Source organism: Campylobacter concisus (assembly GCF_003048405.1).
GTDB lineage: Bacteria > Campylobacterota > Campylobacteria > Campylobacterales > Campylobacteraceae > Campylobacter_A > Campylobacter_A concisus_Q.
In genome coordinates this window covers 595,951-613,892 of record NZ_PIQS01000001.1, presented here as the reverse complement: position 1 = coordinate 613,892, position 17,942 = coordinate 595,951, and the positions used below count along the sequence as shown (strand labels likewise).

Annotated in this window: 8 protein-coding genes and 1 pseudogene; 6 read left to right on the top strand and 3 right to left on the bottom strand. The window is 41.3% G+C overall.

Annotation, left to right across the window (positions count from 1 at the left end; translation table 11 throughout):
- Positions 1–71: 71 nt before the first annotated feature.
- On the bottom strand, positions 72–818 hold the full coding sequence (locus tag CVT18_RS03235) for a carboxymuconolactone decarboxylase family protein (protein ID WP_103628548.1): 747 nt from the start codon (positions 816–818) through the stop codon (positions 72–74).
- A gap of 276 nt (positions 819–1,094) precedes the next feature.
- On the opposite strand from CVT18_RS03235, the gene CVT18_RS03230 reads away from it, so the two are divergent.
- Both CVT18_RS03230 and CVT18_RS10760 read left to right on the top strand, forming a co-directional pair.
- A complete protein-coding gene (locus tag CVT18_RS03230) occupies positions 1,095–2,930 on the top strand; it encodes an aryl-sulfate sulfotransferase (RefSeq protein WP_103628547.1) in 1,836 nt (611 codons plus the stop codon).
- Positions 2,931–3,071: 141 nt separating this feature from the next.
- Positions 3,072–4,028: pseudogene (locus CVT18_RS10760) on the top strand (ABC transporter substrate-binding protein).
- Between the two features lie 227 nt (positions 4,029–4,255).
- Here the strand turns inward: CVT18_RS10760 and CVT18_RS03220 are convergent.
- Positions 4,256–8,398, bottom strand: a complete 4,143-nt coding sequence (locus CVT18_RS03220; protein ID WP_103628546.1) for a beta strand repeat-containing protein — start codon at positions 8,396–8,398, stop codon at positions 4,256–4,258.
- Positions 8,399–8,668: 270 nt separating this feature from the next.
- On the opposite strand from CVT18_RS03220, the gene CVT18_RS03215 reads away from it, so the two are divergent.
- The 4 genes from CVT18_RS03215 (at position 8,669) to CVT18_RS03200 (ending at position 13,588) form a co-directional block, all read left to right on the top strand.
- Positions 8,669–10,750 carry a TonB-dependent receptor gene (locus CVT18_RS03215; protein ID WP_107824230.1) on the top strand — a complete coding sequence of 694 codons (2,082 nt, stop codon included), beginning with the start codon at positions 8,669–8,671 and terminating at the stop codon, positions 10,748–10,750.
- A 74-nt stretch (positions 10,751–10,824) separates the two neighbouring features.
- Positions 10,825–11,859 (top strand): ABC transporter substrate-binding protein, encoded by a 1,035-nt coding sequence (locus CVT18_RS03210; RefSeq protein ID WP_103628544.1) that lies wholly within the window; start codon positions 10,825–10,827, stop codon positions 11,857–11,859.
- Positions 11,859–12,821, top strand: a complete 963-nt coding sequence (locus tag CVT18_RS03205) for a FecCD family ABC transporter permease (protein ID WP_103628543.1) — start codon at positions 11,859–11,861, stop codon at positions 12,819–12,821. Before CVT18_RS03210 ends, CVT18_RS03205 begins: the two co-directional genes overlap by 1 nt.
- On the top strand, positions 12,812–13,588 hold the full coding sequence (locus tag CVT18_RS03200) for an ABC transporter ATP-binding protein (RefSeq protein WP_103628542.1): 777 nt from the start codon (positions 12,812–12,814) through the stop codon (positions 13,586–13,588). Before CVT18_RS03205 ends, CVT18_RS03200 begins: the two co-directional genes overlap by 10 nt.
- Before the next feature lie 200 nt (positions 13,589–13,788).
- Here CVT18_RS03200 and CVT18_RS03195 read toward each other — a convergent pair whose 3' ends face one another.
- Positions 13,789–17,922 (bottom strand): retention module-containing protein, encoded by a 4,134-nt coding sequence (locus CVT18_RS03195; protein WP_107824229.1) that lies wholly within the window; start codon positions 17,920–17,922, stop codon positions 13,789–13,791.
- Between the last annotated feature and the right edge of the window lie 20 nt (positions 17,923–17,942).

Genomic DNA, 17,942 nt, shown 5'->3' with positions numbered 1-17,942 from the left:
AGCTCAACCGCACTTTTAACGCTAGAATAAATTTTGGCTGAAATTTATAAGATATCGCATTGATTAAAAATTTAATTTTTACTAGAACTTATCTCATTTATTGCTGATAATGCATTTAAAGCGCTCGGATAGCCTATAAATGGTATAAGTGTCGTAACAACGCTTATTAGTTTAGCTCTATCGTTGCCGATGCCAAAATTTGCAGCAATGTGCCCTAAAAGCTGTGGCTTTGCAAAGCCAAGAGTCGTGATATAGACAAATGTCAAAAGCTCTCTAAGCTCTAAACTAAGCCCATCTCTTGCATAAAAATCGCCAAAGCAGTTTTGCGATAAAAACTCCATTATATGTTTTTGATCATTTGGCATTGATGCGATAAATTTATCAACCGCTGGGAAAAGTTTTCTTTGTATCTCAAGGCCTCGTTCACCTCTGCCCTCTCTTGATTTTTTAGGCATATTTTCAGGCTCTATATAGCGCTCATTAAAAATTTCATCAGCTAAAAATATATAATCTTCTACCTTGCCAAGCCCAGCATAAGGCACTGCTTGATATAAAATTTCTCTTATCTCTTTTACTGATATGCCCACATTTAAAGCAGCCCTAATGAAGCTTTTAAATGAGCTTTTCGCACCTTTGCTCACACAAAGAGAGGCGATGATAACTGAAAGTCTCGTTTTTTCATCAATATTTATCACTTCACTAATATCGCCTAAAAAATTTAAATAATCCTCTAAAAAGCTAGCATTGCTCTCTTCAAGCTCACTTTTTGAGTCAAACCAAATTTCATAAATTTTCTTTGCATTGTAAGTTAGTGTCATAAGTTTTACTCCATTGTTTGGGCTGATTATAAGTGCTAAAGCGTAAATGCTAGCTTAATATCCAAAAAGGCAAAAATTTTTAATATAAATTTAGATTTTAAGCCATTATAAAGTTTATCGTGATTTTTATGTTATAAGGTTTTATTACAATTACGAAGGACGCAATATTTTTTATTACTCCTTTTACCTATTTTAAGCCTTGGGCATTCCAAGGCTTTTTCTAAATTTTATAAGCTTTATGAGTAGAGTTTATAAAATTTATCCAAAGGAGATGTTATGAAAAAGACTTTGAGTTGTGTTGCACTAGCTTCGGTGCTTTGCTCGAGCGCTTTTGCGATAGGCGGTCCAAGCGGGGCTAAACTAGACTACGCTATAACTGGACAAATAGGCGAAGTAGTGGTAAATCCATACGATACTGCCCCACTTACAGCAGTCATCAAAAATGGCGGCTATACACTAAGCAATGCAAAAGTAACCATCGTGCCAAAACAAGGCGGTCAGGTGATAAGCTACAAAGTGGCTGATAAGCATCTTCGCACACATGGCGGCATCCCAGTTTTTGGCATGTATCCTGACTATCAAAATACCGTTGAGGTCGAGTACGACAAGAGCTACAAGGGCAAGACTGAGCATATAAAAGAGAGCTATAAAATTTACGCCCCAGCTATCTATCTAGAAAGCGCTGGCACACCAAATCAAAAGGGCGCGCTCTTTGATAAGATCGAGGTTACCAAGCCTGCGACTGCCAAATTTGCAAACAGGCTTTACTATGTAAATAACTTTGTAAATAAAACTGGAAAAGGCACAAAAGTCGTTTGGAACAACCCAGCTGGCGGTGCTATCGAGTGGAACTACAGCCCAAATAACTTCATCCTTGATACAAAAGGCGAGGTTAGATGGTACCTTGAGCCAAGCAAAATTTACGACCTAAAACAGCCATTTCACGCTGGCGTAATGATGGGCTTTAAACAAAATGACGACGGTGCTATGACTTGGGGATACGGCCAAAGATACGCAAAATACGACATCATGGGTAGAGAAATTTTTAACCGCGAGCTACCAGCTAGCTACAACGACTTCTCTCACTCGATGGACGTAGCACAAAATGGACACTACTTCTTGCGCGTTGCAAATGCTGACTACAAAAGGGCTGACGGCAAAAACGTAAGAACAGTGCGCGACGTGATCGTTGAGCTTGACCGCGACGGCAACGTAGTTGATGACTTTAGGCTTTATGAAATTCTTGATCCTTACCGCGATATCGTGCTAAAAACACTTGATCAAGGCGCAGTTTGCTTAAATATCGACGCTAAAAAAGCAGGCCACACTGCAAGCTCTGATGAGCTTCAGTCGATGGATACTCACGATAAGTGGGGTGACATCGTCGGCGCAGGCCCTGGACGTAACTGGGCTCACGTAAATAGCGTGGATTATGACCCAAGCGACGATAGCATCATAATCTCAAGCCGCCACCAAGATGCAGTCATCAAAATCGGCCGTGATAAACAAGTAAAATGGATAATGGGTGCTCATAAAGGCTGGAGCGATAAATTTAAAGATAAACTTCTTCAACCAGTCGACACCAAAGGTAACAAAATAGTCTGCGAAGATGAGTACTCAAAATGTCCAGGATACGAGAGCGAAACAGGCGGCTTTGACTGGCAGTGGACGCAACATACGGCATTTAGGATAGATAGCAAGTCTAAAAAAGGCGAAATTTATCTAAGTGTCTTTGACAACGGCGACACAAGGGGCATGGAGCAACCAGCCATCGCTGGTATGAAGTACTCTCGCGCGGTCGTTTATAAGATCGATGAGAACAAAAAGACCGTTGAGCAGATCTGGGAGTACGGCAAAGAGCGCGGTAAAGAGTGGTATAGCTCGGTTACTAGCCTTACGCAGTATCAAGATGACCTTGATAGCGTTATGGTCTACTCAGCCGTTGCTGGTATGCAGTTTGACATCGCAAAAGGTCGCCCAGTGGGACTTCCTAGCCCGCACATCGATGAGTTTGAGTGGGGTGCAAAAGAGCCTAGCATCGAGATAAAGATGACAAATGCTATGGGCTATCAGGCATTCCCATTTAGCTTACAAAAAGCGTTTGAGAAATAAGCAATTTACTTCTTGATTAATTTTCCCCTCCATCTTGTATGGAGAGGGAAATCTTTCTTATAAATTTTAAAAATTTAGCCATTCTTATATCCGATAAAATTCTTAAACTATAAAAATATATATTTCATAAAAAGGAAGAAAATGAGAAAAATTTTTACTGCCTTAGTAGCGTTAATGGCTGCTTTTAGTATAAATGCGGCTGAGTTTAGAGATGTCAAAGATATCACTGGCAACGTCGTAAAAATTCCCGCAAAAGTAGAAAAATCGCTACGCTTTGGTATGCGAACAATCAAATCGTATTAATGCTAGGTGGTGCTGACAAAATAGTCGCAACAACCGATCTCATAAAAAACAACAAATGGTTTGCATATATATACCCTAGAATTTCAAGCATTCCAAATTGTGTAAGCGGCAAGAGCCTGCAAGTAGAAGAGCTAGTCAAGCTAAGTCCTGATGTAGTCATAGCCGCAGACAAAAAGAACAAAGAGGAGCTAACAAAAAATGGCTTTAACGTCCTTTATCCGTCATTTACAAACCATGCCGACATGAAAAAGAGCGTAACTATCATGGCTGATGCCATAGGAGGCGATGCTCCAAAGATAGCTCAAAATGAGAGGCCAAAAGTGCTTCACATAGCAGAGGGTAAAAAATTTATTCAAAGTAGATGGCTCAAATACAATAATCGATGAGTGGATTACCGTCGCAGGTGGCATAAATGCAGTGCAAAAAGCCAGAAATATGCTTGAACTAAACGCAGAAGAGATCCCAAATATAAATCCAGATGTTATCATCATAGGCAGAGCCAAGTCACCTGAAGCCATACAAAAAATATATGAAAATCCTATCTACGCAGGCACTAATGCTGTGAAAAATAAAAAAGTTTACGTAAATCCTACCGGCGTTTTTAGCTGGGATAGATATGGTACCGAGGGTGTTTTGCAAATTTTGTGGGCGGCTAAGATATTACATCCTGAAATTTTTAAAGATATAGATATAGCAGCTGAAACAAAGAAATTTTATAAAGAATTTTTACACTATGAGCTAAGCGATGATGAAGTAAATTACATCTTAAATGGCTTAGACCCAACTGGAAAATAATTTATCCTTGCGGCAGTAAATTTATCTACATTTACCGCCAAATTTTAATCCATTTTCAGCCTTTGTTTATCATCCAGACTTACTAATTTATATATACCAACCACTTAAATAACTAAAAATTTGTGGATTTGGTTGCTAATTAAAAAGATAAAAAATTATGAGGAATTTAATGATATAAAAATATCCCAAAGGAATTTTCCTTTGGGATTAAAGTAGTTAGTTAAATTTTAAAATACTTGTACTTGGTCTTTAATTTCTAAAGTTACGGTGTGATTTCCATTAACATCGGTATAAGTAGCCTCATATCGGTGATAGGTTATTCCATTTTCGATTAAATCGGCTTTCTGAGTAAAGCTACTATCTATATCTACCTTATCGTTACCATCGCCATCTATTCTTAGCTTATTATTATTATCAGTCATATCTAAAACATCTTTAGCTGATAGTGTTACGACATTGGTATCGGCCGAAGTTTTATTAACATCTGTTATATCTAGTTTTTCGATATTTTTAACATGGCTAAAGTCTATGCTATTGTCAGCAACTTTTAATGTATCATATCCGGCTCCGCCGTCGATAGTAGAGCTACCGTCTATACTTGCATTTTTACCGATAGAGATAATGTCGTTACCGCCGCCACCGCTTATTATAGAGCCGCCGCTCATAGTTAAATTATTACCTATCGTGATGATATCATTTCCGTCTCCGACTTTATTTTCCGCGCTTCCGTTATTTCCCCAGTCGCCGTGTATACCCGCGCCATTAATAAGCTTTAGGTTGTCGCCCGCAGTAATAGTATCGACTCCACCGCCGCCTTTGATATCCGCCCAGTCTTGAAGGGTGACATTATTTGCGATATTTATGGTATCGTTGTATCCTTGACCACCGTCGTCCATATGGATATCGGAAGCTGATACTACTCCGCCATTTCCTATATTTAAGGTATCCGCGCCGTATCCTAAATCCACATGCGTGTCTCCGCTAACGGTACCGTTTATATTTAGTGTATCGACGTCGTCTCCGGTTATAAGCTGAGAATGTTCTACGGTAGCGCCCGATGCTACGGTTATAGTATCGCTACCTCCGTTAAGATCAAATGTCGCGTTTTTAACGATAGCTCCGGCATTTACGTTTACGTGATCTTCGCCATCGTAGTTTACTATCTTGGTTTGATATTGCCTATTGACTATAGCGTCCGATTGATCGCCGAATACCGCTCCGGAATTTATATTTACGGTATTTTTTGTTCCTTGTAATTCTACGGTAGTTTTACTAAACGTACCTCCGGCGATATTTACGACATCCCCATTGCCCATATACTTCCCGTTTCCAGTACTTATCTTAGTTTCGGTAAAATTTCCGCCGTTTATATTTATTTTATCGTCTCCGTCGCCGCCGGTTATTTCTGAATTTTTAATTACACCCCCGTTTATGTTTATCTTGTCTTCTCCGTAAGCGCCTAAAATTTTCGCATTCGTAAGAATTCCGTCATTTATATTAGTCGTCGTTTTGCTATGAGATGTATGAATTTCAGAGTCCATAATCTCGCCGCCGTTAATATTTATGGTATCTAAGTCTCTTCTATCGCCGTCTTTATTATCTAGTCCGGAATAAATCTTACTACCGTTTATTACCTTAGAACCCGCATTAATATTTATAGTATCGCTACCGTATCCGGCTATAACGTTTGAGTTGTCTATTATCGCTCCGGTACCGATATTTATCCTGTCGTCTCCGATTTTGGCGTCTATTTTACTATTTTGTTCAAATTTAGAATTTGTAATGTTTATAATATCGTCGTCATCGTCGCTATACCAAGCAGGTTGATCAGATACGCCGGCGCGTAGTTCCGCGCCATTAGTAAAGGTAATGCCGTCGATATCGATTTTATCGTTACCCTCGCCGAAATCTATTAAACTTTTTTCTATAGTTATCCCTTTTTTGAAATTTATCGTATCTTCGCCATTACCCATCTTTATATTAACCGTATCTAGATTTTCATTTATATATGCGGTATCATTTCCGTTTCCGGCAGATATAGTGGCACTAGTTACGCTTGAGCCTTTCTTAATATAAATAGTATCGTTACCGCCGCCCATACTTACGCTACTACCTCCGCTTAACGTAGCTCCGCTCTCTATATGAAGTTCGCTGTGTTTATCGTCATTATCGACATCGCCCGCTTCTATTCTAGCTTTGCCGTCGACGGTTCCTCTAACGTATACGGTATTGTTACCCTCGCCGGCTTTTATTCTTGATTCTCCGGATACGTGCCCGTTTATATTTATCATATCATCGCCACTTCCAGTACTTATCTCATTAAAATGATTTGGAGTACCGATCATATTGCCGTCTATATTTACGGTATCGTTTCCGGCTCCAGTTTTTATACTTCCCCAAGATAAATTTGCACCGTTTTTAATATTAATCGTATCATCGTCCTCGCCGGTGTCTACTCTAAGAGATTTGCTAAAAGTTGCTCCGCTTTCGATATTAAACGTATCTTTTCCGAGTCCGGTATTTATTGTGGCATATCCACTCGTTTCTCCGGCAAAATTTACGATATCGTCGCCGTCTTCGGTATCTATCATCGCACTATCGCCTAGCTTGCCCTTGATATTGACTACGTCGCCTCCCTCGCCGGTATTTATATTGCTATTTTTTATTTCCGCTCCAGCATTTATGTTTACCTTGTCGTCGCCGCTGCGAGTATTTATCATCGACGAGTTCTCTACCGTTCCGTTTATGTTTACGGTATCTACTCTCGCGCCGCCGTATACGTTAGAGTTATTTCTAACCGTTCCGTCGATATTTATTTCGCTACCTTCGTCAAAAATAAAGTCTTCATTTTCGTTGTCGCCGTATACCGATGAATTATCTATTACCGCACCGGATTTAATGTTTATAGTGTCGTATCCTCCGTTACCTTCGATTTTCGCTCCGTTTTCAGCCGTTCCGTCGAAATTTATAGTATCTTTACCTTCGCCAGCGTAAATAGTCGCGCCGTCCTTAAGAACTCCGGTCGAACCTACGTTAAACGTATCATCGCCGTCATCGCCGTAAACAAGTCCGCCCTTGATCTCTCCGTCCATGTTAAAGGTATCGTCGCCGTCTCCGCCGTATATTCTAGTGCCGGAGCTACCGCTAATCCCTACAAATGAGCCTTGATTAAGATTGATCGTGTCGTTACCGTCACCGGCATCTATTTGAGCGTTTCCGTAATTCAACACGGAGCCTGATTTTACGTTGATAACGTCATCGCCGTCTTCTGTGCTAACATACGAATTTACATCGCTAAACGCTCCGCTCATATTTACGGTATCGTCGCCGTCGCCCGTAAATACCGCTTCGCTTAGCCCCTCGTTAATATTTACGTAATCGTCGTTATCGGTAATTTTGCCGTTAGCTTGAGAGTTAATAATCTCGTCGTTATCGGTAGTTACGTTTAGGGTTAAATTTCTTTTATACACGCCGTACTCTACTCCGTTTAGATTAGAATACTTGCTTCCGTCTTGTTCGCCTTGGTTTTGATTGGCGCTTTGAGCCGTAGGATTAGTAGCTATATCTACGCCATTGTGTCCGTAGTTATCTATAGTAGTTACTCTTACTTTGACGTTATTGATTTGATTTGCGTCGGCAAGATTTACGGTAGTGCCGCGCGTCCAAGTATTGCCGCCGTCGATAGAATACTCTACAGAGTTTGCGTCGTAATCTACCCCGGCTACTCCGCCGCTAAAATTTAAATTTAACGTAGTAGGTCTAGCCGTTAATGCAGTAGGTAAAGATAGGTCGTAAGTCATAACTCCACCTTCGTTAGAGCCAGCAGAGCTTATATTTATACCAATTTTAGGTGTAGTTGCCCCAGCTCCAGCACCAGCTCCAGCCCCAACAGCACTTCCTCCACTTACACCAAAGCTATTATCTCCACCTGCTGCTAGAGATAAAGCATCTATGCTTCCTACATTAGCATTGATGTTACTAATGTGGCCTCCTTCTGCAAAGCTAGTAGAAGATAAGCTTACGCCATCTCCACCATTACCACCTGCTTGTGGACCACCTGCAGCAGTTTCTTCTAGAGCATTAAGATCTGTTCCTTTTAAGATGGCTTGTTGTAAAGCTGAGATATCAGCTACTGTTTCGTTATTATTAGAGTCTTGGTCTAGAGTTAGAGTATCTTTACCTATTAAAGTTATATCTTTACCATCAGTTTGAGTTATTGTTACTTTAGAGTTAGAACCCTCTGTAACTATCTTTTCACCTTGGTATACAATATCTCCTACACTTAATTGTCTTACCTCTCCTGTTAAGTCATTAAGTGCTCTTGCTATTCCTCCGTTTATACTTTTAACTACTCCGGCTTCTTTAGCCATCATGTTCTCCTTATTGTTTATAGTATTTGAAATTTTGAATGAATTATATAAATTTTAGAAGGGCTTGTCTATTGTACTGGGGTACAATGGGGGGGTACTATTTAGCACATATCATAAATATTACACCAGTCAACATGTATATTTTAGTGCCTTGATATATAGCATAAATGTAGCAATTATGGCTTTTTAAAATATAATATCATTTTTATACATATTGAAAATCATTATATATTTCTATATAATTACTCAAATATTTTAAAAGGAGTTTAAATGCAAAGAAAAATCGCGCTTAGCCTCGCTTTGGTCGGCGTTTTGGCCGCCGCGCAAAACGAAGTAGAGCTAAAATCGCTAGAAGGCGTAACCGTCACGGCGCAAAGATCATCTCAAAGCGTAGACGAGATAAGCAAAAGTGTCTCGGTAGTAGATAAAGAGACGATAGAAAGAAAGCTTGGCAAAAGCGTACCGGAGCTAATCAGCGAGGCGCCGGGAGTTTCAATCGTAAACGAAGGCATGGACTCGGGCACCGTAAACGTGCGAGGTTTTAGTTCGTCTGATTACCGCGTGCCTATGTTTGTAGACGGACTTAGATTTAGAGGTAGGCCGGCGTTTGAGTACTCGATATTTACGCCCGATCAAATCGAAAGGATAGAGATAATAAGAGGTCCCGCCAGCACGCTTTACGGCACGGATGCCTTTGGCGGCATAGTAAATTTAGTCACCAAAAGAGCTAGCGGAGACGTGCACGGCGACTGGGCGCTATCTGATATGTATCTAAGCACCCAATATCAAAGCGCGAACAAAGGCGTACAAAATCGCTTACAACTCGGCGTAGTCGGACACGGGTTTGACGCATTGCTCGGCTTAAACTACAAACACGGCAAAGACTACGACACTCCTGCGGGTAAAATCCCAAATACAAGGTATAACTACCGAAGCCTTGATTTTAAAGGCGGATATAGCTTTGCCGATTTTCACAGACTTGAGCTCGTGACCAGATATACGGAGTCCGAGCGCGGCGTAGTCGGTACGGCGGTCGGCGCTCCGGGAACGGCGAATAAAAAAGGCTTTCAAAAATACATAAAAGAAGCGCCTCTTAGAGAAAAATACGTAGCGATAAACTACGAAGGCAACATAAACGACAAATTTATATTAGATTCTAGCTTGTATTACAGAGAGCTTTATACGCACCTAAATATAAGGCCCTACATCGGCTCGTTTTCGCCTAGACAAGTCGATAACTACGTAAACGGCCCGAAGGTCTACGGCGGCAAATTTATCGGTAAATTTATAGGCGACAGCCTAACCCAAACCTACGGCGTGGATTTTTATTACGAGGACTGGGATAGCGTGTATCAAAGCGTAAACAAAGGCCCTAGCGTACGCAACAGGCTAAGAACCAAACAGCTTGACGTCGCTGGGTTTGGATTGCTTGAATACGCATTTAGTAACGACGCGATTTTGAGCGCAAATTTACGCTACGACCGCATAAAAACGTCATTTGATATGGATAGCTCGATGAGCCCCGCCGTAAGGGCGCTATATGAAAACGCCAACGATAGAAAAGACGGCAGAGCGAGCTACGGACTAGGGCTTATTTACCCTATCGCCCATGGGTTTGAGTTCGTAGGAAATTTCTCTACTTCGTTTAGAGCTCCTATGAGCGGCGAGGTTGCTCCAATACTTACGTTTTCAGGCAGCGAGGCGTATCTGCCAAACCCTGATCTAAATATCGAAAAAGGCGTCACCTATGAGGCCGGACTTCGCTATACGGATAAGGCGCTTAGGTCAAATTTGATATTTTACACGGGAGATTATAAAGACCTGATCGTCGAGCGAAACTGGCAAAGCGGCGGCGTGACCTACTATCAGTCGCAAAACGTAAATAGAGCCAAGATAAGCGGTGCGGAATTTGACCTCGCTTATAAAATTTTGTCAAATTTGGAGCTTAAAACTAACCTTGCCTACACGCGCGGCAAAAATAAACAAACCGGCAAACCGCTTCCAGAGATCGCTCCGCTTAGCGGACACGTGGCCGTTTCTTATTCGCCGGAGTTTTTGGCAAATTCTTACATAGAGTATAGCGGCGACTGGGCGGCGAGAAAGACGCGTATAGATGATAGCGTAGAGCGCGAACGAGCGGGATATTTCGTGCATAACCTATACTTTGGCAAGAGTCTGGGCAAACTAGGCTTCTTAAAAGATTTTAGCCTAAATTTCGGCGTCGAAAATATCTTTGACAAAGAATACGCCCCAAGCCTAAGCTACGAGCTAATCAGCCAACCTAGAAGCGCTAGCAACCCGCTAATAAATCCGGGTAGAAATTTCAAACTAGGCTTTAAGGCTAGCTTTTAAAATTTAAATTTGCCGAGCGGGTTTTAAACAGACCCGCTCAAAAACCCTAAAATTTACAAATTTAAGGATCAAATTTGAGAAAAATCATACCTGCTTTATTGCTACTGGCAGCGACGCTGGGTGCGCTTGAATTTACCGATCAAAACGGCAATAAGCTTCGCTTCGACCGCTCCGTTAAGAGCGTAGCGCTGTTTCCGGTGCCACTAGCTTCGTTTTCTCTTAGCGTCGAAAACAACGTATCTCGCCTAGCCTCCGTCCATCCCGTAGCCAAGAAAAACATCGAGCGCGGAATGCTGGGAAAAATGATCAAGGGCGCAGCTAGTATCCCAGCAGGCGGTATAGGAGAGGATTTTACTCCAAATATCGAGGAGCTACTAAAACTATCTCCGGATCTAGTAGTGCAGTGGGGCATGAGAGGCGAAAAGATCATCGAACCGCTGCGAAAAGTAGGCCTAAACGTAGCTTTGGTAAATTTAAGCGGCACGGAGGAAGCCCCACTTTTTTGGTTTGGTATGCTGGGTAAAATTTACGAAAAAGAGCAAAGGGCGGAGCAAATTTTGCAAAATAGAGCCGAGGTAAGAGCTAGGATCGAAAATTTCGTAAAAGGGCTTAGCAAAAAACCGAAGGTTCTTTTTATATTCGGCCGAGATAAAAGCTACGAGGCAGCCGGCGGCGGGACGTATTTTGATTATGAGATCAAGCTAAGCGGCGGAGCAAATGCGGCGAATTTCGGGGGATTTAGAATTTTAAATAAAGAAGAAATTCTCGCTCAAAATCCAGACGTTATCTTGCTTAGCAACTTTGATGAGCTAGCTCCGCGGGACTTTTTTAATGACAAAATTTTAAAAAACGTAAAGGCCGTCAAGCAAAAAGCCGTCTATAAAATGCCCCTTGGAGGCGATATGTGGGAGCCTCCTACGGGCGAATCGCACCTGGGCTGGGCTTGGTTTAGCGTGCTATTTTCGGGGCAGGCGCATATAAATTTAAAAGACGAGATGAAAAAGAGCTACAAACTGCTCTACGACTACGATCTAAGTGACGATGAGATAGCTCAAATTTTACGATTCGACCTAAACGGCGAGAGCAAATTTTACGAGCTTTTTAGATAATGAAAAAATATCTATTTTTATCGCTTTTGCTAGTTTTTGCGGTTATTTTTTCGCTGCTTGCGGGCAGGATTTCTATTGACGGGCTAATTGATTATTATCAAAACGACAAAGAGACGCTTTACGCCTTGATATTGGACCTGCGCTTACCTAGGCTGATAGCGGCGTTTTTGATAGGCGCCAGCCTTAGCGCGGCGGGCGTGATATTTCAGGCGATGTTTGCAAATCCTTTGGTAAGCCCGAATATCCTGGGCGTCGGCAGTGGAGCGGGATTTGGCGCGGTGGTTTGCATTTTAGCCTTCGGCAGTCCCGTAGCCACGCAAATAGGCGCTTTCGTTTTTGGCTTTTTAGCTGTCATGATAGCTTACGCGTTGGGTGTTTTGGCAAACAAAAACTCAAAGCTCATGCTGGTGCTTGCCGGTATAATCACGGGCGCTATCTTTGAGGCGCTGATCTCCGCCGTAAAATACGTCGCCGACACGCAAGAAAAGCTACCTAGCATCGTATATTGGCTAATGGGAAGCCTAAGCGCCATATCTTGGAGCGACGTGGCAGCGCTTGCTCCCGTTTGCGTTAGCGGGCTTGTGCTTTTGAGCCTAATGGGCTGGAAGCTAAATATTTTATCCCTAGGCGGCGAACATGCAAGTATTTTGGGCGAGAGTAAATTTTTAGGCTTTATCTTTATCGTGCTTGCTACGCTGATAACGGCCGCAAGCGTAGCGATAGCGGGTATCATCGGCTGGATCGGGCTTTTAATGCCGCATGTTACTAGGCTTATTTACGGTTCCGATAACTCGCAGCTAGTTCCGATTTCGGCGATTTTAGGCGGGATATTTTTGATGCTAACCGACGTTGCGGCTAGAAGCGTGAGCTCGGCTGAAATCCCTCTAAGTATCCTAACCGCTCTTATAGGCGCTCCTATGATCGGCATCATCATCGTTAAAAAGGGCAAAAGATGGTCTTAAGCGTAGAAAATTTAAGCTTTTCATACGAGCGCAAGCAAATTTTGCAAAATTTGAGCCTTAGCCTAAAAAGCGGCGAAACGCTTGCGATTTTGGGCCCAAACGGCATAGGCAAATCTACGTTTTTAAAGATTATTTTAGGACTCTTAAAGGCAAAAAGCGGCCGAATTTTGATCGATGACCGCGATCATGCCTCTCTTAGCGGTAAAGAGCGCGCCAAGCTCGTAGGATACGTGCCTCAAAGCGAAAATATCGCTTTTAGCTTTAAAGTAAAAGATCTGATTTTAATGGGCGTAAACGCAAACGTCGGTATGTTTTCAAGGCCGAGCGCGAAGGATAGAGCGATGGCTGAGGAAGCCGCGCGGATAGCGGGCGTTAGCGAGTATTTAAATTTAAACGTAGACGAGCTAAGCGGCGGCATGATGCAGCTGGCGCTTATAGCTCGCTCGCTAGTACTACAGCCTAAAATTCTCGTCATGGACGAGCCTACGTCGTACCTCGACGTCTTTCATCAAAATGCCGTTTTAAGCCTAATCAAAAAGCTAAATAGCGAGCGAAAAACCTGCGTGATCTTTACCTCGCATCACCCCGATCACGCGCTTGCGGCGGCGGATAAAACCTTGCTTTTAAACGGCCCCTTAGGATATGAATTCGGCGCAACGGGTCAAATTTTAAAGGGCGAAAATTTAACGAAACTTTTCGGTATCGATTTTATAAATTTAAACGTCGAAGATAAAAGAAGGTTGCTGGTTAGGTGGAACATCAATTAATTATAGAGTGCTTAGGCCTTTATAATAGCTTTTACCAGACCATAAGCCATAAAACTATTATTAAGCATTTATAAATTTATACAAAAATAGACAAAAGGTTATTTTATATAGATTAAAAAGATAAACAATTATAAAAATTTAATGACAAGAAAGAATATCCCAAAGGAATTTCCTTTGGGATTAAAGTAATTAGTTAAATTTTAAATCTCGTGTACTACTACGTCTTTAATTTCTAAGGTGACGGTGTGACTTCCTTCTGTTTTTGTATAGACTGTATAACCATCGCTATTAGGGATAGCAGATTTATTCCATGTACCTATACCTCCTTGTAGCGTTACGTGATCGTCACCATTACCATCTATTCTTAACTTGTTATTACTATCAGTCATATCTAAAACGTCTTTAGCTGATAGATTTATATTGTTATTGCCTTGGGTTAAATCTAGTTTTTCGAAATTTTTAACTCTGCTAAAATCTATACTGCCGTCGGCAATTTTTAGCGTATCGATGCCGGCCCCGCCGTCGATAGTAGAGCTGCCGTCTATACTTGCATTTTTACCGATAGAGACGGTGTCATTGCCTGAGCCTAAGTTTATGTTCGAATTTATAACCGTACCGTCTATATTTAAAGTATCTTCTCCACCATAAGTTTGTATTTCGGCATTTTTGACGGTAGCACCGGCTTTAACGTTTATAGTATCTTCTGAATTTTGACTAGCCCTATGATCTGATCTTATATAAGTTTTATGCTCGCCATAGAAAAGACTCGGATCTTGGTCGCCAAATACTGCGCCAGACTCTATATTTACTTCATTTTTACCCTTGTCTAGTCCGATCTCTGCTTCGCTAAACGTACCGCCTCTTACATTCACCGTATCATTACCGTCACCGGTATAAATTCTTGTGCCGGTTAAATTTGCTCCGGCATTTATATTTATCTCGTCGTTACCGCCGTCCATATTCACAAGAGAATCTTTAAATGTAGCATTATCTATTGTTAAAGTATCTTTGCCATCGCCCATATCTACACTAACTTTTACCGTAGCTCCGCCGTGCATCTTTATCTCATCGTCTCCGCCGTGAGTTTGAAGATGATTGGCATTAGTATAAGTAAAGTCGCCCGCTATATCTATAACGTCTTTATTTTGGCTACCCATAAGGCTTTTTACTTTAGCTTCGCCGCTTTGATGGAAATTCATATATTGCTCGCCTAGAGATGAAGATGCCTGTATAGATATATCTTTTAGTACGGCGTTTCCGGTTACGTTTAGAGTAGCTTTATCTGTTGATTTACCGCCTTCAAACTGTAATGTAGTGCCATCCAACTCGGCATTATCTTTGATTTCTATCTTATCATCCGCTCCAGCTCCGGTGTTAAAATTACCACCTTTAGCCTTAACGTTGCCGCCTATAGTTATAGTATCGCTACCTTGTTCTCCTTGAAGATACGTGTTATTTAAGATTGCATTGCCGCTTACTGTTATAGTATCATCGCCGCTTCCGCTCTTGTTATATCCGCCGGTTAAATTTGCGTTTCCGGTTATGGTTATCTCGTCATTACCATTACCGGACTTAATATTAGTGTACTTAAGTTTCGCATCCTCGATTTTTACAGTATCTTTAGCTCCGCCAACCGCATTAGCATTAGCATCGCCAGTATCTATATTTACGTTATCTAGAACGGTATTTGTACCTGAAATAGTTATCTCATCATTTCCCGGTCCATTTATAGGATCAAGCGTAGCTCCGCCGTCGCCCAGTATAGAGCCGCCGGTAAATTTAGTTCCATCGTTAATGAAAATTTTATCGTTTCCAGCTCCGCCGGATACGCCGCCTATACCTCTAGGACCGTTAAATTCTGCTCCGTTAACATGTATCTCGTCATCTCCGTCATCAGCCCAAACGGCAGCTTTATTAAACTGAACGCCGCTTTCCAGATATACTCTATCGTTGCCTCGTCCAGCTGTAATGACTGAATTATCTTGGAATATAGTTCCCTCTTTTATAGTGATTTTATCGTCGCCGTCACCAGTATTTAGATTAGATGATTCACCGTTACTACCCTTCTTGAACATAGTATTTGTGATTTCTACTATATCTTTATCTGCTCCAGTATCCAAAGAAGATCCTTCAAATGTTATACGATCTGCAACACCTGTTTTACCAGCATTGATCTTTATAGTTTCTTCTCCAGCACCCGTGCTAATAACAGTACGAGTTAGCGTTACTCCACTAGCGATATTTATAGTATCTATACCGCCCTCGGTCATAATATTTGATTGCTTGCCAACATCAGCGGTAATGTTGGCATTGACATTTACAGTATCTTTGTCAGCTCCAGTATTTATACTAATATTATTTATTGTCGCACCAGCGTTAATATTAACTGTATCCTCGCCCTCAACAGTTATAATAGTAGAATTTTTTAGCGTTCCGTCAATATTTACGGTATCTTTAAATTTATTACCCCAAATAGTTTTTGCATCTAAATTAGTAACATTTGAGATATCTATATTATTTTCACCAAAACCACCAGATATTCCGCCTATATGAGAATTTTTAATTTTTATTCCGTCATCACCGGAATAATTATTTCGCATACTACCTTCTACATTACCGTCAACTATAGCATTTTCAACAGTGATATTATCGTTATCTGATTTTTCAGCTCCGCCGTATGCGCTAGGACTTTCGCCGCGTCCGCCGCTAACGTATCCTTTTACTCTCGCACCGTCTAAAATTTTAATAGTATCGCTATCTTCTCTACCTTCAACGTTTCTTAGTATCGTAGTTCCTTGACCGCGTACCGTAATCTCGTCATTTCCCCACATACCCCATACATAACCTGCTTTAGCGCCATTTTCTACAAATATCTTATCGTCGCCGCCTCTACCATTTATGTAAGCAGCATAAGCATCTTTACCACTTACGGTTATAGTATCCCCGCCTTCGTCGCCTTGGATGTAATTAGTCCTTGCGCCATCTTTTACCGTGATGATATCGTCACCGTCTCCACCGGCTATGAATTTTGCACTCGTTCCTCTGCCGCTTAGCGTTATAGTATCGGCATCGGCACCTTTATCTTCTATATCCAAGCTTGGATTTACTGCCTTTTCATACTTATCGTTCTTTGTCTTCGTGTCTCCGTATATAATACCCTCTACTTTAGCACCGCTATCTACGGTTATAATATCTTTTCCCGCATTACCGTATACGTTTCCGTTTATTCTAGATCCGTTTTGTAAAGAGATCCTGTCTACGCCGTCGCCACCGCTAATAGCATCTGTGGTATCATCTCCCATATAATCTTTAGCAGCTCGTCCACTTACCGTAGAATTATTTACGGTTATACCATCATTTCCAGAACCACCAAAAATTTCTACTGCCTCTGCACCGTTTTTGAGATCGATATTATCGTTTCCAACTCCACCATATACAGATTCTATTTTTGCATTGTCTACTGTTATTTTATCTATGTTATCCGACCCAAACACCTTTAAACTTGGATTAGGATCTACTATCTTAGCTACTGAGCCATCATCTGGATAGTTTGAAGCTTTTGCTGTGCTAGTTACCGCTAAATCTTTAGCATTATCTTGACCTATAGCTAGCTTACCGTCATTACTTACATACCAACCTTCTTTATATTCAAATGCACTAGGAGCAGTAGGATCGTCAGGAGTTAGATAATCTCTGCCATCAGTATGTCTATATAAGTGGTATCCATGAGGTATAGAAGAGTGAAATGAAGTTAATAATCCTGATGATACATCCTCTCCTGTATAAGCTGACAATGGAATTTTTATACTTCCTGCTGGTAAAGTAGGTCCTGTTGCTCCAGCTCCAGCCCCAACAGCACTTCCTCCACTTACACCAAAGCTATTATCTCCACCTGCTGCTAGAGATAAAGCATCTATGCTTCCTACATTAGCATTGATGTTACTAATGTGGCCTCCTTCTGCAAAGCTAGTAGAAGATAAGCTTACGCCATCTCCACCATTACCACCTGCTTGTGGACCACCTGCAGCAGTTTCTTCTAGAGCATTAAGATCTGTTCCTTTTAAGATGGCTTGTTGTAAAGCTGAGATATCAGCTACTGTTTCGTTATTATTAGAGTCTTGGTCTAGAGTTAGAGTATCTTTACCTATTAAAGTTATATCTTTACCATCAGTTTGAGTTATTGTTACTTTAGAGTTAGAACCCTCTGTAACTATCTTTTCACCTTGGTATACAATATCTCCTACACTTAATTGTCTTACCTCTCCTGTTAAGTCATTAAGTGCTCTTGCTATTCCTCCGTTTATACTTTTAACTACTCCGGCTTCTTTAGCCATCATGTTCTCCTTATTGTTTA

What these genes read in the sequence shown, in the direction of transcription:
- CVT18_RS03235 (WP_103628548.1), bottom strand. Translation starts at nt 818, where the DNA reads ATGACACTAACTTACAATGCAAAGAAAATTTATGAAATTTGGTTTGAC.
- CVT18_RS03230 (WP_103628547.1), top strand. Translation starts at nt 1,095, where the DNA reads ATGAAAAAGACTTTGAGTTGTGTTGCACTAGCTTCGGTGCTTTGCTCG.
- CVT18_RS03220 (WP_103628546.1), bottom strand. Translation starts at nt 8,398, where the DNA reads ATGGCTAAAGAAGCCGGAGTAGTTAAAAGTATAAACGGAGGAATAGCA.
- CVT18_RS03215 (WP_107824230.1), top strand. Translation starts at nt 8,669, where the DNA reads ATGCAAAGAAAAATCGCGCTTAGCCTCGCTTTGGTCGGCGTTTTGGCC.
- CVT18_RS03205 (WP_103628543.1), top strand. Translation starts at nt 11,859, where the DNA reads ATGAAAAAATATCTATTTTTATCGCTTTTGCTAGTTTTTGCGGTTATT.
- CVT18_RS03200 (WP_103628542.1), top strand. Translation starts at nt 12,812, where the DNA reads ATGGTCTTAAGCGTAGAAAATTTAAGCTTTTCATACGAGCGCAAGCAA.
- CVT18_RS03195 (WP_107824229.1), bottom strand. Translation starts at nt 17,922, where the DNA reads ATGGCTAAAGAAGCCGGAGTAGTTAAAAGTATAAACGGAGGAATAGCA.